The following is a 22385-nucleotide window of genomic DNA, read 5'->3' as shown; positions in this document are numbered from 1 at the left end:
CGTCTAACCTTTCCCCAGCCGCAGGCCGGTTTTTTTCAGAATTCGGGTGGAATAGAGAATGTCGTCGCTACGCAACGCATCCCCCAGCAAGGCGCGAATTTCGGCGCGGGTTTTGCCATGCACCATGGCAAACAGATTATAGGGCCAGTCGGGCAACGCACGGGGGCGCAGGTAGCAATGGCTGACGAAATCAAGCGCGCCGATTTGTGCACCGAGGTCCAGCGCGGTGGCGTTCTTAACATCCCAGACCGTCATGCCGTTGGCTGCCATGCCCAGCGCATAATGGTTCGGGGCCACAGCGATGCGACGGATCACACCACTGTCCTGCATCGCTTGCAGGCGTGTCATGACTTCGGCCTCGTCCAGCCCTAGACCAGTTGCGATTTCAGCATAAGGTGCTGGCACCAGCGGCAGGCCGGATTGGGTGGCTTTGATCAACCGACGGTCTGTGGCATCAATCCTCATGCCGCCACCCGAAAGCCGATGAAGAATTCATGTTCCTTGGGGAATTGCAGAACCGTCAGGCTGGTTTGTTCCTCGATCCGTTTTGCCACCTCACCAATCCCTGCCCCGGTTTCCGTGGCCAGCACGAACCACATGTTCAGCGCATGGTCGCGCTCGTAATTATGCGCAACCTCGGGGTGGGCGTTGACCAGATCGGCGACGCGGTCAAAGTCGCCCGCAGGCACCTGCATCGCGCACAGGCAGAACGCCCCGCCCATCGCGGCGGCGTCATAAAAGGGGCCAAAACGGGTGATGGCGCGGGTTTCCTTCAGGCGGGTCAGGCGGGTGATCAGCTCACCCTCCTCCAGTCCCAGTTCGGCAGCCACATCGGCAAAGGGGTGCGGGGTGATCGGGAACCCCTCTTGCAGCCGGTTCAGAATGCGGCGGTCTGTATCGTCCAGAGCAGTCATTGCGCCGCCTCCTTGCTGTGGGCAATCATCGCGCCGGTTTGCTTGAAACAATGGGTGGAAAACAGAACCTCGTGCGTTACACCCTTCAGTTCGGGCAAAGCGGTGGCGCGGGTCAGGGTGTCCATGGCCTCGTGGCGGCTGCGGGCGTGGATCATGCAAAACAGGGTATAGGGCCAGACATCGGGAACCGTCTGGCGCTGGTAACACAGTGTCACACCGGGCAGCGCGGCCAGGGCCTTGCCCGCCGGAATGATCCGCTCGACCGGCACCTGCCATACCACCATCGCGTTTGACCGCCAGCCCAGCGCACGATGCCGCAGGATTACCCCGACACGGGTCAGATATCCGGCATCCGACAGGCGGCGGATGCGGTTCAGCACCACGGCTTCGGACAGGCCCAGATCATCGGCCAGCGCGGTAAAAGGATGCGAAACCAGCCGCAATCCCTGCGTCAGCGCCTGCATGATCAGCCGGTCAATACCGTCCAGCGAAAGGGTTTTGCGCAGGCCTTGATCAGGTTTGTGCGCCTTGGGATTTTCCAGACTGAACCCCAGATCAATGTTGAACGCCCGCAGCAAGGGAAAGCTGTGCACCGGCAAACCGCAACGGGCCTCGATCCGTTTCAGGGATGCCTTTAACGTCCCGTCATCCGGTGCGGTGGCAACAAACCACAGGTTCAACCGGTGTTCCCGCAGATAGGAATGGTTCACGCCTTCTTCGGCCCCAACAATCGCCGCTATATCCTTGATCCGCTTTTCCGGCACCGCGATGGCGGCCAATGTGCTGGCGGCAATTGTGTTGGGGCGGATGGTGGCGCCGATCCGGCTGATTGCGCCCGCCGCTTTCAACCGGTCAAGGCGCGTGATTACCTGATCCTCGTCAAGACCAAGCACCTGCCCGATGCTGGCAAAAGGGCGGGATACCAGTGGGAGGTCCCTTTGCCATTCATCAAGCAGGCGTTGGTCAACCGGATCGGGTGTGTGAGCCATATCTATAGCCCCGTCCTGTGTGCGCGTGCGGTGAAAAAGATACCCGAGGGGCTTTGCGCCTCGATTTCGCCGATTTGTTCATAGGTGCGGGTATCGTATATCTTCACCTTGTTTTCATCCCGAACCGAGATCCACACCTCGTTCCCGCGCGGGGCAAATTCCATGTGCAGGGTGGCGGGGCCGGTGGCGATTTCCTTGACCACCTTGCCGGTCAGCGTGTCGATTACCTGCACGCGGTCATTTAACGGATGCGCAAAATTCACCCAGACATAGCGCCCGTCAGGCCGCGCTACGGCAAAGATCGGCTGGCCATAGGTCTGGGTGCGACCGACTTCTTTCAGGCTGCGGCTGTCAACCCACAGCACTTCGTGATGGCCAACAGCAGGCAGCACAAATCGGTCACCGGCCAGTGCCCAGCCCTCGAGGTGGGGCATCTTGTAAACCGGCAGTTTGGCCTCGCCCTTGCCGTAATGGGGCAGGATGTGTTGCGGGACGGGCGGGTTTTGCCACAGGTCAATCGCGGTCATGCCATCTTCGCCAAACAGGCCGGTGATATAGGTGCGCCCATCCGGCGTGACCAGCCCGTCATAGGGGTTCTTGCCGATGCCGGTCAGCTTGGTCAGTTTCAGATCGCCCGACAGATCGGCAATCCATGTTTCGCCGCTTTCCCACATGGTAAATACAAACCGGCGCCCAGGAATATCGACCAGCCCGATGGTTTTCGCACCCGTGGGAATATCGGCCACCATTTCCAATGTATCGGCGTCAAACACCCGCACACCACCCGGTTCATAGTTCGACACGGCTACCAGCCTTCCATCATCCGAAATCGCACCCCCGATCGAGTTTCCGGCCTGCATCACCCGTTTGACAATCTTTTGCGTCAGGATATCGACCTTGGTCAGCCCGCCATCACGTCCGAACACATAGGCGAACTGTTCGTCAGGCGAATAGACAAGGCTGGCGTGACTCAGATCACCCAGCCCCTCGATCCGGCCAATTGCAGCGTGTTCGGAACGATCAATCACCACCAGTGACCCCGTGGCGCGTTCAACAATCAGCCCCAGATCGCCCGTGGCTTTGTAAACCGTTTCCGCAAACGCAGGCAGGGCGACAAACAAGGTGATCAGCAGGGCAAACAGACGTTTCATTCCTCGGTGTCCTCCAACAGGTATTGGGCAATCCAGTTGATATCCTGATCGGCCAGCAACGGCCCCCACGGGGGCATGGCGGTATCGGGGATGCCGTCCTTGATGATCTGTGCCAGCCCTTCGGCATCGCGCCCTTCCAGCGTTTGCGCACGGATGTCGGGGCCAAGGCCGCCCTTGCGGGTCATGCCGTGGCAGGCACCGCAATCCTGCTCGACCAGATGGCGCAACTCGGTCGCGCGGGGCGATGAAACCTCGGCTGCGCTGGCGGTTGTGGCCAGGATCAGAAACAACAGTAGGCTACGCATGGGCGGCCTCGGCTGGTTGATATTGGGTTGCCAGTGATACCGCCTGCTCGGGCCTAAGCGAAACGACCCGACCAATAATGAAAAGCATCGGGGCTGACATATCAGCCTGCTTTATCTGCTGCTCTATCTGCCCGAGATCGGTAACAAGGCGGGTTTCATTGGGGGTGGTGGCCGATGAAATGGCCATCACGAGGGTATCGGGGGACAGGCCGAACAGCATCAGGTTGTGGCTGATCTCGGCTATGTTTGCAGCGCCCATATAAACCACAAGCGTACTGTCGGCATCGGCAAGGCTGGCCCAGTCCAGATCAAGCGGCTTGTCCTTGGCGCGGTGGCCGGTGACATAGCGCACACTGTCGGCCACACCACGATGGGTCAACGGGATGCCGGTCGTGGCGGATGCGCCCTGCGCCGCCGTAATGCCGGGCACATATTCAATGGGGATGCCTTGGGCGCGCAAATATATTGCCTCTTCAGAGCCGCGACCAAAGATCAGCGGATCGCCCCCTTTCAGGCGCACGACCATGCGGCCAGCGAGCGCCTGCTCAGTCAGAATTTCATTGATACGTTCCTGTGGAACGGTGTGGTGTTTCGGGGCCTTCCCGACCGAGATCAGCGATGCGGCATCCGGCACCAGCGCCATGATTTCCTTTGACACCAGCCGGTCATAAACCACCACGTCTGCAGCCTGGATCAGGCGCAGCGCCTTGATGGTCAACAGGTCGGGATCCCCCGGCCCTGCGCCAACCAGATAGACAGTTGCAGGAAATGACATGCGTGCGCTCCGCTCTTGAAAGGCTGTGAAAAACCAAGAGGGGGAGAGGGCCGTCGCAACAGCCCCCTCCGACAGTGTTTAGTAAACGTCGTTACGTGTGTTGTAGACGTTGAATTTGCCGGTTGGTGTGATCAGACGCGGGTCTTTGATCACATGTTTCAGTTCCAACGTTTTGTCATCAACCACGACGATGGCCGATTCCTTGTCCTTGGAATTCCAGACCGAGAACCAGATTTCGTCGCCCGCCATGTTGTATTCACCTTGAACAACACGTGGCTGACCTTCTTTGATGTCAGCCCACTGAGCGATGGGGAGAGTTTTGAATGCTGGCTCTTCTTGATCCAGTTCGTTGACGTTAAAGACTGCGACAGAGGTGGTCGCGGAAATTCGGACCAGTTGTTAAGGTGGATCGACTTATGAGAAAGACGATTCAAAATGACGAAACGAAAGAACCATTCTCCCGAATTCAAAGCCCGCGTTGCGCTTGAAGCAATCCGCGAGGAAATGACGATGGCGGAGCTGTCGAAGAAGTATGGTGTGCATCCAACCCAGATTGGCACATGGAAACGAGCAGCGATTGAAAACATGGCCACGGCATTTTCCAGACGGGGCCGTGATCCTGATCGGGTTGATGAAGCCCAGATTGAGAAGCTGCACTCCAAGATTGGTCAGCTGGTCGTGGAACGGGATTTTTTAGCCAACGCCTCGCAACAGTTGCTCGGGAAGCGAGGCAAAAAATGGTGAGCCGTGAGCATGATCTGAGTGTGCGACGACAATGCGGGCTACTTTCTCTGGCGCGCTCGAACCTGTATTACCAGCCAAAAGGCGAAAGTGCTGAAAATTTGCGGTTCATGACAATAATCGACAAGCAATTCTTGCAGACGCCGTGGTATGGATCACGGCAAATGGCCCGGCACATGCAGCGCCAAGGTTACAAGTGTGGTCGCCACAGGGTCCGCCGTTTGATGCGGCTGATGCGGTTGGTTCCGATCTACCAGACGCCCAACACGAGCAAGAAACATCCGCAGCATAAGATCTACCCGTATCTGCTGCGAGACCTGACGATTGATCGTCCAAACCATGTGTGGTGCGTAGATATCACCTACATTCCGATGCAGCGCGGGTTCCTCTATTTGGTCGCGATCATGGACTGGCACAGCCGCAAGGTTTTGAGCTGGAGATTGTCAAACAGCATGGAGGCAGATTTTTGCGTTGAAGCCCTGAAAGAGGCTATGGCCAAATACGGCAAGCCCGATATCATGAACAGCGACCAGGGCAGCCAGTTCACCGGGTTTGAATGGACGCAGGCGCTGAAAGAAGCCGACGTGAAAATCTCGATGGATGGCAAAGGTCGCTGGGTCGATAACCGGATGATCGAGCGGCTTTGGCGATCCTTGAAATACGAATGCATTTACCTCAACGCATTTGAAACGGGTTCGCAGACCCGCGCCGGGATCGGGAAATGGTTGGCTTACTACAACACCGAGCGCCCGCATTCCACCCACGGAATATTGACCCCGGATGAAGCCTATGACAGAAAAACAAAACCAATGAGTTTGGCAGCCTAAATGAAACCCTGATCCATCTTAAACTGGCTGCTGACTGGTCAAAAAAGTGGGACCACCTCTGATTAAGCGACTTTGGTTCCAAAATTACCACGGCTTTCAAAGAGCGGCAGTTTGAAACAGCCGTCGGAGATCAGAATGAAAATTTCCGGCTGGCTGTCAATGAGCATTTAAAACTGACCCGGTTTCGGCATTTAAATTTGCCCCCCCCTTTGTGGCGCAAAGCCCCCAGTCGGGCCGCCTTCATGTAGCGAGTCCGTCTGGGGGCTTTGCTTGCGGAACGGCTAGTTTTTTCTACGGCGTTTACTCTGGGCGAACCGGTATGAGGTATTGCCGGTTTCGATGATGTTGCAGTGATGAGTGACGCGATCCAGAAGGGCGGTTGTCATCTTGGCATCCCCGAAGACCGAGACCCATTCACCGAACTCAAGGTTGGTTGTGATGATGATGCTGGTCTTCTCGTAGAGCTTGCTGATCAGATGGAAGAGCAACGCGCCACCGGATTTGGGAAACGGGATGTAGCCCAGCTCGTCGATGATGACGCAGTCCAAAGCCGAGAGCTGCCGGATGATCTTCCCTGCATTGCCGTCGGCCTGTTCCTTGATCAGGGCGTTGATCAGATCGACGGCGTTGAAGAAGCGCGCCTTCTTGCCGTTGTTGATCAGCGTCGTTCCCAGCGCGATGGCGATGTGGGTTTTGCCCGTGCCGGTTCCGCCCACCAGGATGAGGTTATGGGCCTCCTCTGTGAACTGGCCGGTGCAGAATGGTTCGATCTGGGCCTGGGTGAGGGCGGCGGCGCTGTAATCGAAGGTGGCGAAGTCCTTGTGATGGGGGAACTTCGCAACCCTCATTTGATACTGGATGGAGCGCACCCGGCGCTCTACAGTCTCGGCGTCGATCAGTTGCCTTATCGCTGTGGTCAGACTTGGCGGCTTGCGCGCGGACAGCAGATCATGGGCGCAAGCTGCCATTCCATGCAACCTGAGGGCTGTCAGTTGGTCGATCAAGGCATTCATACGGCAACCTCCTCAGCCGAGCACAGGGTCTCATAGCGTTTGCAATCGGCTTCGGGCCGCAAGGTCAGCTGCGGATAAGCGCAGGCATCGCTGAGCGGTGTGATGACCGGTTCCACCAACTGGTTGATCAGATTGATGATGGCGGGCAGCCGCAGGGTGTTTTGTGCCACCGCCAGATTGCAGGCCGTCTCGACCACCTCGATCCCGTGATCCTGTGCCAGCAGGAGCAGGTCGACGAACTCCCGATCCCCGCCTTTACCAGCCATGTAATGTTCCCTGATCCGATGCATGGCCTCGGGCAGTTCCCAGCCCACAAAGGGGGCGCCATTGCGCAGGGCACCAGGCTTGCGGTCCAGCAGGGGAACGTAATGCCAGGGCTCGAAATAGCTGATATTGCGGGTAAAATGACGCCTGTGCTCGGCAATCACATCCTGACCGGAGACCACCACGATCCGGCCGGCATAGGCGCGTAGCGACACATGATGCCCGGCAAAGCGGGAGGGCACGCTGTAGCGATTGCTGGCATATTGAACCAGGCAGGTGGAGCGGACACGGACGGTCTTTTCCACGTAGCCGTCGAAGGCCCGACCCAGGGGGCGCAGTTCGGCGCGCTCGTCTTCGAACACTTCGGTAATCGTGCGATCCTGCTGCTCGGGATGGGGACGCTCTGCCAGATCTTCGCAACGCAGACGCAGCCACGCGTTCAGCGCCTCGAGATCATCAAAGGCCGGTTCGGGAACGAACAACCGGCCCCGCAAGAACTGGACCTGGTTCTCGACCTGTCCCTTCTCCCAGCCCGCAGCGGGCGTGCAGGCCACCGGCTCCATCACATAGTGGTTCATCAAGGCCAGGAACCGGGGATGGAATATCCGCTCCTTCGAGCGCGAAACGTAGGTCACCATGGTCTTGGGGTTGTCGATGATCACCCTGCGCGGAACGCCTCCGTAAAAGGACAGCGCCTGCACGAAAGCATCCAGCACCATCTCCTGGGCTTCACCGGGATAGGCAATCACGAAAGGCTTGCGGCTGTGACACAGGCGGAAATGAGCGACCTTCACCTTCTGCTCGACACCACCCAGTACGACCCGTTCTTCGCTCCAGTCAAATTGCAGCGCGTCACCCGCCGCAAAATGCAGCGGGATAAACGCATCTCCCGAACAGGCCCCGGCGCGCTTCAACTCACGAACAAAACGCTGAACCGGCGAATAGGACCCGGTATAGCCCTCTGCCACAAGCTGCTCGTATAGCTTCTGGGCCGTCCGCCGCTCCCGGCGTGGTCGCCTCGAGTCCTGATCAAACAGTTCCTGCAGCCGAAGATCAAACCCATTGCACAGTTTGTGCCGAACTGGCGGCGCATGGCGCTGGTAGCTCGGCGGATTCTCGTCCTTCAAATACTTCTTGATCGTGTTCCGCGACAGTCCCGTCGCCCGCGCCACAGACCGGATGCTGCGCCCTTCAACCAGCACCCAGCGCCGGATCTTCGATACGCTTTCCATCAATATCACCTGCTCTTTCCTCCGCACAATTTTGCGCGGATGTTAACGAAACAGGTGGGTCAATTTTACTCGCTCATAACCCACCCAAGTGGGTCAGTTTTGCACGCCGATTCACACCAACAGCAACAAAATGGTCGTGCTACGGGATTCCCTATATGAAGTCGCGCAAAAGGTGGCTGGCCCTGTTGTTCAGGACATCCTGATCAATGATATTGTCCGCCAGGATATTCAAAGCTAGGGTCGGGACACCGCCCTAGGGTCGAGACTCAATCAATTCCACCACAGGATAAAGGCAGCGATAGCGACGGCTGACAGGAAGTTTTGAGCCAGTTTGTCATAGCGGGTGGCAATGCGGCGGAAATCCTTGAGGCGGCAGAAGGCGCGTTCGATCAGGTTGCGAGCGCGATAAGCCTGCACATCATGGGGGATGGGGCGTTTTCGGGATCGGGTGGAGGGGATGACGGCCTCTGTTCCGGCCCGCGCAAGAGTTGCGCGCAGGCTGTTTGCATCATAGCCCCGGTCGCCGAGCAGGCGGCGTGGTGCGGGCATGGTTGCCAGCAGAGCAGGGGCAGCCGAGATGTCGGCAATGTTTCCGGGGGTCAGACTGAACGCGGCAATGCGCCCGTAACCATCTGTCAACGCGTGTATTTTCGTCGTGGGCCCGCCACGCGAGCGCCCGATGCAGTGAATCTTCGCCCCCCTTTTCCGCCATGCGCCGAGCGATGCGCCCGAACGGCAGTGGAATCGATACTCAGTTCGTGTGGGATTTCCGCCTGTCCGACCAACTCCGCGAAAATCTTCTGCCACAGTCCACGCCGGCTCCAGCGGTTGAACCGGTTGTAGATGGTCGTCGGCGGGCCGTATTCGCGCGGGCAGTCCTTCCAGCGACAGCCCGACTTCAGAACATGGATGATCCCGCTGATCACCCGTCGGTCATCTTTCCTGCGCGCGCCCGGTTGATTGTGCGGCAACAGCGGTTTGATCGCCGCCCACGCTTGATCCGAGAGCCAAAACCCTTCCGTCATCATCCACCTCCGGCTCGTTTTCCCGCAGTGAATCAGACACATATCGCAAAATCAACAGGTTGATTGGGTTTTAACCCTAGGCCCGCCCGGATTTCATCCGTGCCTCTTCTGCGGACTTTTCCAGCAAACGGCCCACGGCCTCGGCTTGTCCAAACGCTTTTTGTGCTTTTAACCGCTGCTCTTCCTGCTTTGCCAAGATTGCAGAACGGCGGGTGTTCAGCGCGCGTTTTTGTTGTTGCACCCAGTTTTGCCAGCGCAAATCCGCGCCCGCCAAAAGGGCAGTATCCATACCGCCTTTGGCCAGCAGTTGCGCTGCCCTTTTAGTGCTTTCGCGATCCAGTTCGGCAACCTGTTCGGCCAGGTCTTGTTCTGCCTTAATAATTTGTTGCAACTTCATCCTTTCAGCATCCAGAACCAAGCCGGTCAGGTTGCGCAGGGCCACCAGTTGTTTCTCCATCTACTGCCCCCTTTTCCCAGCAACCTTTTTGCGCAGTTCCTCGGCAAACCGGATTGCAGCCGCCACAGCCTGATAATGGTCCGGCGGAATTTCCTGCCCGATTTCGACCGTTGCAAACAGTGCACGGGCTGTAGGTGGATCACGATGGATCGGCACACCGGCCTCATTTGCGGCTTCGCGAATCCGGGCGGCGATTTCATCCACACCTTTGGCCACACAGACTGGCGCCATCCCGGCTGATCGATCCCATTTCAGGGCCACCGCGTAATGCGTCGGGTTTACGACAACCACACTGGCATCAGGAACATCGGCCAGCATCTGGTTCATCGCAATTGCATACCCCTTTTGGCGACGTTGCTGTTTGACATGCGGATCGCCCTCGCTTTGCTTGGCCTCGTCCGTCATTTCCTTACGCGACATCATGTTGCGCCGCGTGTGTTCGGCTTTTTGCCACATGAAATCCACAGCACCGATCCCCAGCGCAATCATCAACACCACCGACAGAAATTCTACCAACAGTCGTGACAAAACGGTGGTTATCATTGCGGGCGGCAAATGCACTGTTCCCATGATTTCCAGCATTTTACCCTTAAGGAAAAACGCCAGAACCAGTGAATAGATCATCAGTTTGAAAAAGCTTTTACCAAACTCAAACAACCCGCTGCGGCCGAACTTGTTTTTTGCATTCGACAGGATCGAAATGCGTGATAGTTTCGGGATCAGTTTATCAGGCGCCACAACAAAACTGCGCTGGACAAGGATGGACAGGATAACAAGCAATACCGGTAACAGGAACCACGGGCCAATGGTCACGATCAACCCTTGAAAAACACCCCCCGAAACAGGATGGGCACTGTCGCGAAAAAATACTGTTGATATACGGTCTGCATTTCCAACCATATTGGCCAACAGCTGAGCAAATTGCGGAAGTGTTGCTGCCCCCATAGCCATCGCAACCAACAGAATCCCGCCATAGGACGCAGCCGTGTTCAGGTCGCTCGACTTTGCAATCTCGCCTCGTTTTCGGGCGTCATCCAGTTTTTTCTGGGTCGGTTCATGTTGCTTGTCATCGTCTTGGGAACCATCGCTCATTTCGGCCCTCCGAACGGGTTTTGCAAAAATTGTTGCAGGGCATCAGACCAGACCGTCAACATCAGCGGCATAACCAGAAACATCATAATCAACGCCCCTGCAGTTATGGCTGGCGCGCCGACGAAAGCCACCATCAGCTGGGGCATTGCGCGGTTAATTACACCCAGCGCCACATTGTAGATCAGGGATGCGATGATGAACGGGGCTGCCAAAGTGAAGGCCAGCGAAAACGCTTGTGCTATTTGCCCCACTCCCCAATCACCCAGAATTGATGCACCCGGAAATTGGCCCGGCGTCAAGACATTGTAGGACAGGATCAGAACCTCGGCAATGCGGACGTGCAGACCTGTCATCACGGCAAGCGCAAGGCCGCCGAAAACCAAAAGGTGGCCAATCGCTGGTTGCGGTTCGATCCCTGCGCCACCGAAAACTTGTGACAAGGATGTGGCCTGTGCAGCAATGGAACCCGCCATTTGCAAAGCCAGAACAAACAGGCGCAGGGCAATTCCCAGCGCCAACCCTGCCAGTGTTTCTGTCGCCAGCAAAATTGGAATACCTTTTTGGTGTTCAGCCAGTGGCTCGATCTGTGCGGCAACTGCAGGCATTACGATGGCGGTAAATCCCAATGCCAACCCCAAGCGGACACGTTGCGGAACCGAACTTTCGCCAAAGGCCGGAAGCAGCGCCATTGCCGCCCCGACCCGCAAGAAAACGATGAAGCCTATCAACAAACCGTCCTGTGCGAAGGTCAGAAAATCCGACAGGGCCGCGTTCATGCGGGCACCAGACCGACAAGAGATGGCCGCGCTTCGGTCCCGATTTCCTCGAATGATAAAACCGGATTGGTGATACCCTTGGCAGAAAGAACCGTGCGTAAAAACCGGCGGCGGTGGCGGGGGGCGGCGATGGCGGGGTAAATGCCGGTTTCCGAGGCTTTGGCCAGTTTTTCGGCCACACCATTTGCCAACCGGTTGAATTCCTCGGGTGGCAGGGCCACATCCCCCTGCCCGCGTTCGCCTTCGATCTGGTAGGTGTTAAAGGCCTGTTCCCACTCTGGTGCCAGCTGGATCAGGGGGATCGTACCATTATCGCGCTTTAACTCTGCGACCAATTGGAACCCCAGCCGTTGGCGGACATGTTCACACATCGCCTCGGCCTGTTGATACATCTGGCGGGCCTCGGCGGTTGCTTCCAGAATCAGCGGTAGATTGCGGATTGAAACCCGTTCCTCCAACAACATCCGCATAATGGTTAACAACAGGTCCACCGGCACCTTATCCGGTACCAACTCGTCCAGCATCCGACGATTTGCCTGCGCCCGTTCATCATCCGACAGGTTAACGAACTCATCCAGCAACCGGCGCAAGGCTTTTAACGTCAGCAGCCGTGGGAAGTTCTGTTTAATCACTTCAAGCAGATGCGTCGCCAGAACCTCTGTTGCCGAGACGATCGTAACACCGGACAGGGCAGCCTCTTCTTGTGCGTTATTTGTGATCCAGCGGGCGGGCGCGCCGTAAACAGGCTCGCTTACGTCTTCGCCTGCGGGCAGAACATCCGGTCCTTCGGGCAGCAATGCCAACGCGCGATCCGGGAACAGGCGGTCACGTACCTGTTCGACCCCCTGAACCTTGATGACATATGTTCCTGCAGGCAGGGACGCATCATCCGTCAGGCGAATTTCCGGCAGAATAAGCCCGAAAGCCGTGGCCACATGGGTGCGCATATTGGCAATCCGCGCGTCCAGCCCCGTGGCAGGATCAAGCACCATACTAACCAGATCGGGTGCGAATTCTACATGGATATCATCCAGATCCAGCAGATCACCAATGGGCGTCTTACTGGGCTGCAGATCATCGGTGGCGACCGTGTTTTGTGCCAGAATTTCTTTGCGTTTGGCCGTGCGATGAACCGACCAAGCAGCTGCCCCCAAAACCAATGCGCCAATGATGAATGGTAGAAACGGCAAGCCGGGTACCAGCGCGAACAACGCCATTAGAACGGCCACGGTTGCAAGGGCTGGCGGGTAACGGCCCAGTTGCGCCACGAGTTCCAGATCGACCGATCCTTTTGTGCCACCCCGCGACAGCAACAGGGCCGAAGCAATTGATATGATCACAGCAGGAATTTGCGAGACCAAGCCATCACCAACAGTCAGGATTGAGTAAGTCTTGAATGCTTCGCCAATCGGCATCCCATGGACGGCCACCCCCATGATCAACCCCATTACAAGGTTCAACAGGGTGATCAGCAGACCCGCCACTGCATCGCCTTTGACAAATTTCGAGGCCCCGTCAAGTGAACCAAAGAATGTGGTTTCCGCCTGTTCCCTCTCCCGCCGCGCCTTGGCTTCGGCATGATCAATCGCACCCGCTGACATATCACTGTCAATTGCCAACTGTTTACCCGGCATTCCGTCCAGCGCAAACCGCGCCCCGACTTCGGCCATGCGCGCCGCGCCCTTGGTGATGACGATGAAATTCACGATGATCAACACACCAAACACCACAAGCCCCATGAAAACGCTGCCGCCCATTACGAAATTGGCGAACCCTTCGATCACGTTTCCAGCAGCACCAGTGCCGGTATGCCCCTGACCGATGATCAGTTTGGTCGAGGACACGTTCAGCGAAAGACGCAGCATTAACGAGGCCAGAAGCACCGTTGGAAAGGCCGAGAATTCCAGTGGCCTGTCGATGAATAACGTTATGGTAAACATCAGGATTGCCAGCGCAAAGGATGCCGCAAGTCCCACATCCAACACCCAGGAGGGCATAGGCAGGATCATCATCACGATGATTGCCATCAGGACCAGCGCCAACAGAATGGTTGGCTGGAATATCCTTAAGATAAGGTGTTGCGGATTATCCATCGGTTTGTGCCACAATAATCAACCGCGTGACCGATTGCGCATTTCCCAACGGAACAAGTGAACCAAGCGTGCGCGTCGTGCTGTTTGACTGCAACAATGGATATTTGTTGATCCTGACAATAGCCGGTGCAGGCTGCGGTTCAGCATAGACCAGTTGTACATCCGTTTGCGGGGCATCATTCCCTATTAGCTCTTTGCGGTACCGGTTGAACCTCACCTCGTATTTTTCAGCGTATTTCGGTGTGCGGGAATGATAGGCGCCAGCCGCACTGCCCCAATCGCCTTTTTCCCGATACAATTCCAGCAAGAATTTTGCGGCATACAAAGCATTGGGACGCGGCTTGAACATCTCTTCAATCGAGGCAAAGGCTTGTCCGTGCCATTTATAATTTATCTGGAAGCAGCCAACATCAAAGCTACGCGCCCCACGCTTGTAATTCTGGTAAACAAACGCGCGCGCCTCATCTTCGGTATCGAACCAGACGCCTTTACCTTCCATATTCACCGTCCAGGGCCAGGGGCGCATTGTGCCACCGCGCTTTCGTCCGGTTTCGTTTAGGGATATTGCCTGCAATACAGAAAGCGGAACACCCGTTTCCCTTGCCGCATAAGCAGCGGCTTGATCACAGATCTGCGACAGATCCTGCGCGGCACGCAGCGGATAAACCGATACAGTCAGTCCGGCCACAGTCAATATGACAAATCGGATGACCAAAGAGGTTCTAATCCGCATACCGGTTTTTCTTTTGAAGGCAATTCTAGCCATTATCACAATTCTTGCTGTTCTTTCCACAGCAGGCTACGCAACAAGCCTTTAGAAAAGGTAAGTAAAAGTGGAATTAGTCACCTACTGACAAAGAAGCGGGATAATCCTTTATCAATGTCTCGATCGACTGGCGGAAATTTCCGCTTTCCTCAATCAAAGAAGCATCAACTGTCAGTACTTGCTCTGACATTGCCGGATCTGCATCGACGATTTGCGAATCCAAAACCATTGATCTGGCAAGTGATTTTTCCGGTTCCGTGCCGATTTGTTGTAGACTTTGCCAATCACCCGCCTGCCAGACAGCTGATTTTTGGCTGTCGTAATCCGAGATTTCCGCATAGGCCGCCGCAGCTTTATCATAGGATCCCAAATTCTCGAATGCCTGCGCCCGCAAATTTACCGCCTCGTCCCCCGAGACCTTCTCAAGCAAGCTTTCAACCTCGTCAGCCCTACCATCCAGAAGGGCCGCTCTGGCCATGATCAATCTGTCTGTATCTGATGGGGGCATGGGGGCGTTTAAAATATCCATTGCCCGTTTGGAAAACCCAAGATCCAGCACTCTCTTTGCGACGGCCTGTCGGGTTGCACGGGGGATATCCAGTTTTGAAACATCCTTGTGGGCAGCGAAGATAAACTTTAGAAATGCTTCATCAGATGCCGAATTTGTTGCAGCTGTCAGGACTTCGGCCCACAGCTGCACCTTTTCATTGATATAGGCATTTGTATTGGCTTCACGTAAGTTGCTTAATGCAACATCCAGATTGCCGGATTGCGCGTAAATCAAGGTTAGGGATCGTAATAGCTTTGCCCCATCCGAAGTTGTTCTTTGCTCGAACAGATACGATTCTGCTGTTGGGAACCTCTAAAAATCCCCCAAAATCCGGCCTGACGGGGTAGAATCGTCATCAGGATGAAAATGATTCGACCGACGGGGTTTTGTCATGGGTCAGATGGGATTTTTTGATCTTTCCAGCCGATACGCGGGACTGGACAAATCTGGTGATCCGCTGGTGTTGCTCAACGACATGGTGCCGTTCGAGGATTACCGGGACGAGCTGAAGGCCATATGGCGCACGCCGCCCGAACAGCGCAAATCCAACGCTGGCCGCCCGCCTTGGGATGAGGTGCTGATATTCAAGACGATGGTTTTGCAGCAGCTCTACAACCTCTCTGACGATCAGATCGAGTATCAGATCCGCGACCGCCTGTCGTTCATGCGGTTTCTCGGCCTTGGCATTGAAGACAGCGTACCTGACGCCAAGACCATCTGGGCCTACCGTGAAAGGCTGGCCGGGGCCGGGAAGATGAAGGAGCTGTTTGACAAGTTCGATGCCTTTCTGCGCGAAAAGGGCTATCTGGCGATGGGCGGGCAGATTGTTGATGCGAGCATCGTTCCGGCGCCGCGCCAGCACAACAAAAGGGACGAGAACGAGAAAATCAAGGCGGGCGAAACGCCTGAAGAGTGGGAGGAAAAACCCCACAAGAAGCGCCAGAAGGACGTGGATGCGCGCTGGACGAAGAAGCACGGCAAGAGCTATTACGGCTACAAGAACCACATCAATGTCGACCGGCGGCACAAATTCATCCGCGCTTATGATGTCACCGATGCCGCCGTGCATGACAGCCAGGCGCTTGCCGGTCTGATTGATGCGAGCAACACCTCATCGGACCTGTGGGCCGACAGCGCCTATCGCTCGCAAAAGATCGAAAGCGAGCTGGAAGAGCGGGGGCTTCACAGCCATATCCATCACAAGGGCAGGCGCGGCAAGCCGCTTGGCGAGCGCCAGCAAAAGGCCAACCGGAGGCGCTCGAAAGTGCGGGTCCGGGTCGAGCATGTATTCGCTTTTCAGGAGCGCTCCATGGGCGGCAAGCTGATCCGCTCCATCGGCCTGAAGCGGGCGCGATTTCGCATCGGGATGATGAACCTGGTCTACAACATGAAGCGCTTCGTCCAGTTCGAATGCGGCCTGGCGGCGCCGGGATAAGGGTTCATGGGGTGAGGTGTGCCTGAAATACCCAAAACCGGCTTGAAACCGGTGAAAATGGGTTTATGATCCGAAGCAATCAGGCGGGACAGGCGAAAAACCGTCCACCCCGCCGCGAAGAAGGCGAAAACGGGAATTTACAGAGGTTCCCTGTTGTCATTATCTCGTCCGACACTTGCGATTTTCGCTCTGCTTTTGCCTCCAAAAGTTTGATCAAAGCTTTAAGTGCAACGGCGTTATTATCTGTTGCAATCTCTTCAAGCGTTTGTTCCGCTGTATCGTGATGTCCGCGTTCTTGCTCAAAATGGGTTGTGTCTCGAAAGTGGTGGAAATTGATTTCAGGCACCTCCGAGCGGGTTGAGTTATGCGCCGGTCAGGCGGCTTGGTCAAGGGTTGCGTCGGCGACGGGCTGAGCGAGCGTTTCCCAGCCATCGACCTTTCGCATGACGATCTGCCCCGAGGCCATCAGAGCCCAAAGCAGCATCGGCACGGTCTCGGCGCATGGCAGCACGGTCTGGGTCTTGATGCGGCGGCGGAATTCCTCGTTCAGGCGTTCGATCGCATTTGTCGTTCTGGCCGATTTCCACTGGCCTTGTGGCAGACGCGTGAAGGTGAAAAGCTTATCTCCTGCTTCTTCCAAGCTGTCAGCGACGGCCTTGCATTTCAGCCGCCATTTTCGCAGAAATGCCTTGCGGCGGGTGGCGATTTCCTCGGGTGTTTTGGCGTAGATCATGTCGCGGTAATCTTCTGTCAACTCATCATGCATACGCTTGGGTGCCTTGGCCAGAAGGTTGCGGTGCTTGTGCACCGTGCACCTCTGGATCGGCAGATCTTCACCCCAGAGGGCAATGAGAGCGACCTCAAGTCCCGGTGCCCCGTCCACGATGACAAATTCGGGCCGTTTCAACCCGCGCGCATCCAGATCGTTGATGAACTGACGCCAGGCGGAGGTGCTTTCGCCGCCCATGTTCATCAGTGATAACAAGACCTTCTGCCCATCCCGGCGCACGCCAATCGCGGCCAGAACCGAGATATTGGTGGCCTTCCTGTCAATCCGCGTTTTGATCACGGTGCCGTCCAGGATCAGCCGCACGATGTCTTCATCCGCAAGGCTGCGGGCGCACCACGCCTGCCAGTCCACCTTCACCTTGCGCCAGGCGCGGCTCACCACATCCTTGCTGACCGCCCCCTGAAACAGGCCGAACAGGGCGCGTTTTACCCGCCGTGTGTTGGTGCCCGAAAGGTAGACAGCAGCGATCAGCGCCTCGGCCTTCTTCGTCAGCCGCTGGTAGCGGGGCAATGCCTTCGAGCGCCATTCTCTGGCCTTGCCGGCCTCGCCTGTGATCCGCGCACGCGGCACGCGCACCGTTTCGGTTCCAAATGTTCCGACCAGTTGCCGCTCGCGATGCCCGTGGCGGTATCCGGCCTTTGCCCCGCCGCTGCGGCCATACCGGCAACGGCCCAGAAACTGCTCCAGCTCCTCTTCGAAAACCGCCTCGATCGTCGCGCGGATGTTCTGGCGCAGCCGGTCTTCAATCGGGTCATAGCCTGCTTCATTGGCCAGTAGCGCGGATGTCGATGTTGCTGTATTCTTTGTCATGGCGTGATCTCCTTGGCGGTTCCAGCCGCCGGTTGGGTGGCTTCGATGCACCCGGAGATTACGCCGTCCTCGAATTTCCACCAAACTCGCGACACTACCGTTCTCGACAGCCCCAAGCGACTGATATCACGCGCCCAGATGCAGGAAACCCTTGGCGGCACCGCCGGCGATAGTTTCGATCGCGCCATGGACGTTCGCATCTCGCGTCTGCGCACCAAACTGCGCGAAGATCCCAAAAACCCCCGCCTGATCAAAACCATCTACGGCGCAGGGTATATTTTTCTGGGTGACGTGATCTGGGACTGATCTTCTTCTTGCCGTAAATACCTTCGGGGGGAATTGCCGTCAGGCAAGGGGGGCAGACAGCCCCCGTCCCCGAGCGTCAGCGAGATATAGAGCGTTGCACAGCAACTCCGCTAAACTACCCCATTGGCACCCTGCCCCGCTTCCTCTACTGATTTTCCCTGACAGATATGCAGGAGATTCCCCATGACACACCTTTGGGTCCGGGCCGAGCAACGGCCAAACGAAGAACGCGTTGGCTTAACGCCCGAAGGGGCCAAGGCCTTGATTGATGCAGGCATCCGCGTCACCGTGGAAGAAAGCCATGTGCGCGCCATACCGATTGACGGATATATCGCCGCCGGTTGCAAGATCGCTGCTGAAAACACATGGCCCGACGCCCCGCAGGACGCGGTCATTTTCGGCCTCAAGGAACTGCCCGAGGACGGCACCCCCCTACCGCACCGCCACATTCTGTTCGGCCACGCTTACAAAGGCCAGCCATCGGGGCAGATCCTGCTACAACGGTTCAAGGCCGGGGACGGCATCCTATATGATCTGGAATATCTGGTGGATGAAAACGGCCGCCGTGTGGCCGCCTTTGGCTATTGGGCCGGTTTCGCCGGTGCCGCCGTTTCACTGAAATGCTGGGCTGCGCAACAACACAGCGAAATTTGCGGACCCGTTGGCGTTTACAAAGACAAAGACGCCCTGCTGGACGATCTGAAAACCACACTTGACGCCACAGGCGCCCCGCGCCCCACCGCCATCGTTATCGGTGCTCTGGGCCGCGTTGGCTCGGGCGCATCCGACCTGTGTGCGGCGATGGATGTTGCCACCACCAAATGGGACATGGCCGAAACGGCATCCGGTGGCCCCTTCCCCGAAATCCTGCAACATGACATGTTCGTCAACAGCATCTTTGCCAGCCCCGGCACGCCGGTCTTTGTGCCCGCATCCGCCAAAACCGATCCACGCAAACTGACCGTAATCGGTGATGTGGCCTGCGACCCTGACAGCGATTTTTCCCCGATCAAGGTTTACGATCACACCACCACATGGGATGAACCTGCCCTGCGCGTGGCCGACAACCCGCCGTTGGACGTGACTGCCATCGACAACCTTCCCTCGATGCTGCCGGTGGAATCCTCACAGGATTACGCCGCGCAACTCTTGCCAAGCCTGCTGACCCTTGGCACTCTGGACACCGGAGTATGGGGCCGTGCCAAGGCCACATTCGACAGCCATATCGCTAATTTGTAAGGGATCACGACCATGACAATCCACTGGTGCGGCACCGGCCTATCCGCCATCCCCGGCCTGCGACGCCTTATCAAAGCGGGCTATGAAGTCACCGTCTGGAACCGCACGGTTGAAAAAGCCGAAGATGCCGTGGGCGATCTGACCCGCCGCATCAATGCCTTCACAATCGAGGCCCTGACCGCCGAAGTGCAATCCGGTGACGTCGTGGTGTCCATGCTGCCCGGTGACTGGCATGTTCCGCTGGCAGAATTATGCATCGAAAAGGGTGCGAATTTCGTCTCCTCCAGCTATATCGCCCCCGAAATGCGCGCGCTTGATATGGCCGCGCGGGATGCCGGTGTGGCACTGGTGAACGAAGTCGGTCTGGACCCCGGTATTGATCATCTGATGGCGCATTGGCTGGTGGCCGATTACCTTGCCTCACCCACCTATGACGCGGGCAACCACATCTCGTTCATTTCCTATTGCGGTGGTGTCCCCAAACACCCTAACCCGTTCCGCTATAAATTCAGCTGGTCGCCGCTGGGGGTGCTCAAGGCCCTGCGCTCGCCCTCCAAATCCATCCGCGATTACGCCCCGCTGGATGTCGCCCGCCCGTGGGACGCAATCACCAGCTACGGCGCGCCGCTATCGCAACCGGAAACTTTCGAGGTTTATCCGAACCGCGATTCCCTCCCCTTCATGGCGCAATACCACTTTGACCCCGCGTGGCAGGTCAAGGAATTCGTGCGCGGCACCCTGCGCCTGAACGGCTGGGCCGATGCGTGGACCGATGTATTCACAGAAATCGAAACCGCCACAGACGCCCGCCTGAAAGAAATGTCGGATCAATTCTGGGCCGATAACGCCTATGTCGAAGACGACCCCGACCGCGTGATTATGTGTGTGGGGCTGAAAGCCGAGGCAAACGGCACCCCCGTCTACCACAAAACCTATGTGATGGACGCCTATGGCGATGCCCGCGGCACCGCAATGGCGCGGCTGGTGTCGGTTCCGGTTTCACTGGCAGTCGAGGCCGTGTTAAACCGCCAAATCCCCGCCGGTGTATCCGCCGCACCGAGTGATCCGAAACTGGTACAAAACTGGCTGAGAGAAGTGGACCGGCTGGCGCAGCTTTTGCAGGTGGTGGAGCATGTGGGGTAAGAAACTGTCTAAATCAAATGTACTACTGGGCACATAAAAATCCTTTCTGGCATACATAAAAAGTGAAGGGGATTCACAAAGACTAAACTTTGTGGCAATAAGCATATAGGAGCCTTTGAAGGAATTATTGAATGACAAAATCCTCATTTATGGTCGCTTTTGAAGGCTCAAACATTGAAGGTGAAATGGACGTCGCAGACCTTGCGCCATTCCTTCTGACCATGTCCGATGTTCTGCGACGTGCCAACGAGGTAGTAAACGATCAACATGCAGAAGCGCGAGTGATGGTTCGCGCCAACGAACGTGGTAGTTTCCTTGTTCAACTGGTCTTGGACGTCTCCATTGTGGATCAGTTTCTTGGCCTTTTGGACTCAGTAAAAGACAATCCTGAGAGGGTAGTTGCGGCAAATCAATTGCTTGATCTTGTCATTAAAGGGGGGACGATTGCGTTAGGGGAGAGGTGGTCCCACTTTTTTGACCAGTCAGCAGCCAGTTTAAGATGGATCAGGGTTTCATTTAGGCTGCCAAACTCATTGGTTTTGTTTTTCTGTCATAGGCTTCATCCGGGGTCAATATTCCGTGGGTGGAATGCGGGCGCTCGGTGTTGTAGTAAGCCAACCATTTCCCGATCCCGGCGCGGGTCTGCGAACCCGTTTCAAATGCGTTGAGGTAAATGCATTCGTATTTCAAGGATCGCCAAAGCCGCTCGATCATCCGGTTATCGACCCAGCGACCTTTGCCATCCATCGAGATTTTCACGTCGGCTTCTTTCAGCGCCTGCGTCCATTCAAACCCGGTGAACTGGCTGCCCTGGTCGCTGTTCATGATATCGGGCTTGCCGTATTTGGCCATAGCCTCTTTCAGGGCTTCAACGCAAAAATCTGCCTCCATGCTGTTTGACAATCTCCAGCTCAAAACCTTGCGGCTGTGCCAGTCCATGATCGCGACCAAATAGAGGAACCCGCGCTGCATCGGAATGTAGGTGATATCTACGCACCACACATGGTTTGGACGATCAATCGTCAGGTCTCGCAGCAGATACGGGTAGATCTTATGCTGCGGATGTTTCTTGCTCGTGTTGGGCGTCTGGTAGATCGGAACCAACCGCATCAGCCGCATCAAACGGCGGACCCTGTGGCGACCACACTTGTAACCTTGGCGCTGCATGTGCCGGGCCATTTGCCGTGATCCATACCACGGCGTCTGCAAGAATTGCTTGTCGATTATTGTCATGAACCGCAAATTTTCAGCACTTTCGCCTTTTGGCTGGTAATACAGGTTCGAGCGCGCCAGAGAAAGTAGCCCGCATTGTCGTCGCACACTCAGATCATGCTCACGGCTCACCATTTTTTGCCTCGCTTCCCGAGCAACTGTTGCGAGGCGTTGGCTAAAAAATCCCGTTCCACGACCAGCTGACCAATCTTGGAGTGCAGCTTCTCAATCTGGGCTTCATCAACCCGATCAGGATCACGGCCCCGTCTGGAAAATGCCGTGGCCATGTTTTCAATCGCTGCTCGTTTCCATGTGCCAATCTGGGTTGGATGCACACCATACTTCTTCGACAGCTCCGCCATCGTCATTTCCTCGCGGATTGCTTCAAGCGCAACGCGGGCTTTGAATTCGGGAGAATGGTTCTTTCGTTTCGTCATTTTGAATCGTCTTTCTCATAAGTCGATCCACCTTAACAACTGG

Annotated in this window: 21 protein-coding genes and 3 pseudogenes; 6 read left to right on the top strand and 18 right to left on the bottom strand. The window is 56.5% G+C overall.

The genetic code is table 11. The features are described from left to right. Positions 1 to 3 precede the first annotated feature (3 nt). From ACQY4M_RS13605 to ACQY4M_RS13575, 7 genes and pseudogenes are all read right to left on the bottom strand, one after another. On the bottom strand, positions 4 to 465 hold the full coding sequence (locus ACQY4M_RS13605; protein WP_428545050.1) for an AsnC family transcriptional regulator: 462 nt from the start codon (positions 463 to 465) through the stop codon (positions 4 to 6). Next, the gene (locus tag ACQY4M_RS13600) at positions 462 to 914 is read right to left on the bottom strand and encodes an Lrp/AsnC family transcriptional regulator (RefSeq protein WP_428545047.1); all 453 of its coding nucleotides are present in this window, start codon (positions 912 to 914) and stop codon (positions 462 to 464) included. The genes ACQY4M_RS13605 and ACQY4M_RS13600 overlap by 4 nt, the downstream gene beginning before the upstream one ends. After that, positions 911 to 1903, bottom strand: coding sequence for an AsnC family transcriptional regulator (locus ACQY4M_RS13595; RefSeq protein WP_428545044.1), 993 nt, complete (start codon positions 1901 to 1903; stop codon positions 911 to 913). The genes ACQY4M_RS13600 and ACQY4M_RS13595 overlap by 4 nt, the downstream gene beginning before the upstream one ends. Positions 1904 to 1905: 2 nt before the next feature. Beyond that, positions 1906 to 3054, bottom strand: coding sequence for a cytochrome D1 domain-containing protein (locus tag ACQY4M_RS13590; protein WP_428545041.1), 1149 nt, complete (start codon positions 3052 to 3054; stop codon positions 1906 to 1908). Continuing rightward, positions 3051 to 3359, bottom strand: a complete 309-nt coding sequence (locus tag ACQY4M_RS13585) for a c-type cytochrome (protein ID WP_428545038.1) — start codon at positions 3357 to 3359, stop codon at positions 3051 to 3053. The genes ACQY4M_RS13590 and ACQY4M_RS13585 overlap by 4 nt, the downstream gene beginning before the upstream one ends. After that, a complete protein-coding gene (cobA, locus tag ACQY4M_RS13580; RefSeq protein WP_428545035.1) occupies positions 3352 to 4134 on the bottom strand; it encodes a uroporphyrinogen-III C-methyltransferase in 783 nt (260 codons plus the stop codon). Before cobA ends, ACQY4M_RS13585 begins: the two co-directional genes overlap by 8 nt. Before the next feature lie 78 nt (positions 4135 to 4212). Further along, positions 4213 to 4506: pseudogene (locus ACQY4M_RS13575) on the bottom strand (cytochrome D1 domain-containing protein); the annotation flags it as partial. Positions 4507 to 4569: 63 nt separating this feature from the next. Between ACQY4M_RS13575 and ACQY4M_RS13570 the strand changes: the two are divergent. Further along, positions 4570 to 5702 (top strand): IS3 family transposase gene (locus ACQY4M_RS13570; protein ID WP_428539245.1). Its coding sequence is split into 2 segments (ribosomal slippage): positions 4570 to 4822 and positions 4822 to 5702, totalling 1134 coding nucleotides; the frame shifts between segments, so codons are not numbered across the junction. A 281-nt stretch (positions 5703 to 5983) separates the two neighbouring features. Here ACQY4M_RS13570 and istB read toward each other — a convergent pair. From istB to ACQY4M_RS13525, 9 genes and pseudogenes are all read right to left on the bottom strand, one after another. Beyond that, on the bottom strand, positions 5984 to 6715 hold the full coding sequence (gene istB / locus ACQY4M_RS13565; protein WP_428539322.1) for an IS21-like element helper ATPase IstB: 732 nt from the start codon (positions 6713 to 6715) through the stop codon (positions 5984 to 5986). After that, positions 6712 to 8211, bottom strand: a complete 1500-nt coding sequence (istA, locus tag ACQY4M_RS13560) for an IS21 family transposase (protein ID WP_428539289.1) — start codon at positions 8209 to 8211, stop codon at positions 6712 to 6714. The genes istB and istA overlap by 4 nt, the downstream gene beginning before the upstream one ends. A gap of 270 nt (positions 8212 to 8481) precedes the next feature. Beyond that, positions 8482 to 9236, bottom strand: a pseudogene (locus tag ACQY4M_RS13555) (IS5 family transposase). Between the two features lie 76 nt (positions 9237 to 9312). Further along, on the bottom strand, positions 9313 to 9693 hold the full coding sequence (locus tag ACQY4M_RS13550) for a hypothetical protein (RefSeq protein WP_428545032.1): 381 nt from the start codon (positions 9691 to 9693) through the stop codon (positions 9313 to 9315). Beyond that, positions 9694 to 10785: an EscU/YscU/HrcU family type III secretion system export apparatus switch protein gene (locus ACQY4M_RS13545; protein WP_428545029.1), complete on the bottom strand. Its 1092-nt coding sequence runs from the start codon at positions 10783 to 10785 to the stop codon at positions 9694 to 9696. Further along, positions 10782 to 11561: a flagellar biosynthetic protein FliR gene (locus tag ACQY4M_RS13540; RefSeq protein ID WP_428545026.1), complete on the bottom strand. Its 780-nt coding sequence runs from the start codon at positions 11559 to 11561 to the stop codon at positions 10782 to 10784. Before ACQY4M_RS13540 ends, ACQY4M_RS13545 begins: the two co-directional genes overlap by 4 nt. Next, positions 11558 to 13588, bottom strand: a complete 2031-nt coding sequence (flhA, locus tag ACQY4M_RS13535) for a flagellar biosynthesis protein FlhA (RefSeq protein ID WP_428545023.1) — start codon at positions 13586 to 13588, stop codon at positions 11558 to 11560. Before flhA ends, ACQY4M_RS13540 begins: the two co-directional genes overlap by 4 nt. A 58-nt stretch (positions 13589 to 13646) precedes the next feature. After that, positions 13647 to 14420, bottom strand: a complete 774-nt coding sequence (locus ACQY4M_RS13530) for a lytic transglycosylase domain-containing protein (protein WP_428545020.1) — start codon at positions 14418 to 14420, stop codon at positions 13647 to 13649. Positions 14421 to 14493: 73 nt separating this feature from the next. Continuing rightward, positions 14494 to 15204 (bottom strand): hypothetical protein, encoded by a 711-nt coding sequence (locus ACQY4M_RS13525; protein WP_428545017.1) that lies wholly within the window; start codon positions 15202 to 15204, stop codon positions 14494 to 14496. A 157-nt stretch (positions 15205 to 15361) separates the two neighbouring features. On the opposite strand from ACQY4M_RS13525, the gene ACQY4M_RS13520 reads away from it, so the two are divergent. Next, the gene (locus ACQY4M_RS13520; RefSeq protein ID WP_428539227.1) at positions 15362 to 16405 is read left to right on the top strand and encodes an IS5 family transposase; all 1044 of its coding nucleotides are present in this window, start codon (positions 15362 to 15364) and stop codon (positions 16403 to 16405) included. Positions 16406 to 16470: 65 nt separating this feature from the next. After that, a complete protein-coding gene (locus ACQY4M_RS13515; protein ID WP_428545014.1) occupies positions 16471 to 16689 on the top strand; it encodes a hypothetical protein in 219 nt (72 codons plus the stop codon). An 89-nt stretch (positions 16690 to 16778) separates the two neighbouring features. Here the strand turns inward: ACQY4M_RS13515 and ACQY4M_RS13510 are convergent, their stop codons facing one another. Further along, positions 16779 to 18005, bottom strand: a complete 1227-nt coding sequence (locus ACQY4M_RS13510; protein ID WP_428539582.1) for an IS256 family transposase — start codon at positions 18003 to 18005, stop codon at positions 16779 to 16781. Between the two features lie 102 nt (positions 18006 to 18107). Between ACQY4M_RS13510 and ACQY4M_RS13505 the strand changes: the two are divergent. The 3 genes and pseudogenes from ACQY4M_RS13505 to ACQY4M_RS13495 form a co-directional block, all read left to right on the top strand. Next, a pseudogene (locus ACQY4M_RS13505) lies at positions 18108 to 18311 on the top strand (winged helix-turn-helix domain-containing protein); the annotation flags it as partial. A gap of 183 nt (positions 18312 to 18494) precedes the next feature. Then, complete coding sequence (locus ACQY4M_RS13500; RefSeq protein ID WP_428545011.1) at positions 18495 to 19550, top strand: saccharopine dehydrogenase; 1056 nt, start codon at positions 18495 to 18497, stop codon at positions 19548 to 19550. Positions 19551 to 19562: 12 nt separating this feature from the next. Next, a complete protein-coding gene (locus ACQY4M_RS13495) occupies positions 19563 to 20693 on the top strand; it encodes a saccharopine dehydrogenase family protein (RefSeq protein WP_428545008.1) in 1131 nt (376 codons plus the stop codon). 516 nt (positions 20694 to 21209) lie between these two features. On the opposite strand, the gene ACQY4M_RS13490 is transcribed toward ACQY4M_RS13495, so the two are convergent. Continuing rightward, a protein-coding gene (locus tag ACQY4M_RS13490; RefSeq protein ID WP_428539245.1) for an IS3 family transposase occupies positions 21210 to 22342 on the bottom strand; the annotation gives its coding sequence in 2 pieces (ribosomal slippage) (positions 21210 to 22090 and positions 22090 to 22342; 1134 coding nt in all). Positions 22343 to 22385: the final 43 nt, after the last annotated feature.

Origin of the sequence: Profundibacter sp., assembly GCF_965277155.1 — a bacterium.
In the GTDB taxonomy this organism is placed as follows: Bacteria; Pseudomonadota; Alphaproteobacteria; order Rhodobacterales; family Rhodobacteraceae; genus Profundibacter.
The sequence above is the reverse complement of the archived record's forward strand: the minus strand, read 5'-3'. Positions and strand labels throughout refer to the sequence as shown.

What these genes read in the sequence shown, in the direction of transcription:
- ACQY4M_RS13510 (WP_428539582.1), bottom strand. Translation starts at nt 18,005, where the DNA reads ATGACAAAGAATACAGCAACATCGACATCCGCGCTACTGGCCAATGAA.
- ACQY4M_RS13585 (WP_428545038.1), bottom strand. Translation starts at nt 3,359, where the DNA reads ATGCGTAGCCTACTGTTGTTTCTGATCCTGGCCACAACCGCCAGCGCA.
- ACQY4M_RS13545 (WP_428545029.1), bottom strand. Translation starts at nt 10,785, where the DNA reads ATGAGCGATGGTTCCCAAGACGATGACAAGCAACATGAACCGACCCAG.
- ACQY4M_RS13550 (WP_428545032.1), bottom strand. Translation starts at nt 9,693, where the DNA reads ATGGAGAAACAACTGGTGGCCCTGCGCAACCTGACCGGCTTGGTTCTG.
- ACQY4M_RS13495 (WP_428545008.1), top strand. Translation starts at nt 19,563, where the DNA reads ATGACAATCCACTGGTGCGGCACCGGCCTATCCGCCATCCCCGGCCTG.
- ACQY4M_RS13605 (WP_428545050.1), bottom strand. Translation starts at nt 465, where the DNA reads ATGAGGATTGATGCCACAGACCGTCGGTTGATCAAAGCCACCCAATCC.
- ACQY4M_RS13520 (WP_428539227.1), top strand. Translation starts at nt 15,362, where the DNA reads ATGGGTCAGATGGGATTTTTTGATCTTTCCAGCCGATACGCGGGACTG.
- flhA (WP_428545023.1), bottom strand. Translation starts at nt 13,588, where the DNA reads ATGGCAATCATCGTGATGATGATCCTGCCTATGCCCTCCTGGGTGTTG.
- ACQY4M_RS13500 (WP_428545011.1), top strand. Translation starts at nt 18,495, where the DNA reads ATGACACACCTTTGGGTCCGGGCCGAGCAACGGCCAAACGAAGAACGC.
- ACQY4M_RS13515 (WP_428545014.1), top strand. Translation starts at nt 16,471, where the DNA reads ATGATCCGAAGCAATCAGGCGGGACAGGCGAAAAACCGTCCACCCCGC.
- ACQY4M_RS13595 (WP_428545044.1), bottom strand. Translation starts at nt 1,903, where the DNA reads ATGGCTCACACACCCGATCCGGTTGACCAACGCCTGCTTGATGAATGG.
- cobA (WP_428545035.1), bottom strand. Translation starts at nt 4,134, where the DNA reads ATGTCATTTCCTGCAACTGTCTATCTGGTTGGCGCAGGGCCGGGGGAT.
- istB (WP_428539322.1), bottom strand. Translation starts at nt 6,715, where the DNA reads ATGAATGCCTTGATCGACCAACTGACAGCCCTCAGGTTGCATGGAATG.
- ACQY4M_RS13590 (WP_428545041.1), bottom strand. Translation starts at nt 3,054, where the DNA reads ATGAAACGTCTGTTTGCCCTGCTGATCACCTTGTTTGTCGCCCTGCCT.
- ACQY4M_RS13600 (WP_428545047.1), bottom strand. Translation starts at nt 914, where the DNA reads ATGACTGCTCTGGACGATACAGACCGCCGCATTCTGAACCGGCTGCAA.
- istA (WP_428539289.1), bottom strand. Translation starts at nt 8,211, where the DNA reads ATGGAAAGCGTATCGAAGATCCGGCGCTGGGTGCTGGTTGAAGGGCGC.
- ACQY4M_RS13540 (WP_428545026.1), bottom strand. Translation starts at nt 11,561, where the DNA reads ATGAACGCGGCCCTGTCGGATTTTCTGACCTTCGCACAGGACGGTTTG.
- ACQY4M_RS13530 (WP_428545020.1), bottom strand. Translation starts at nt 14,420, where the DNA reads ATGGCTAGAATTGCCTTCAAAAGAAAAACCGGTATGCGGATTAGAACC.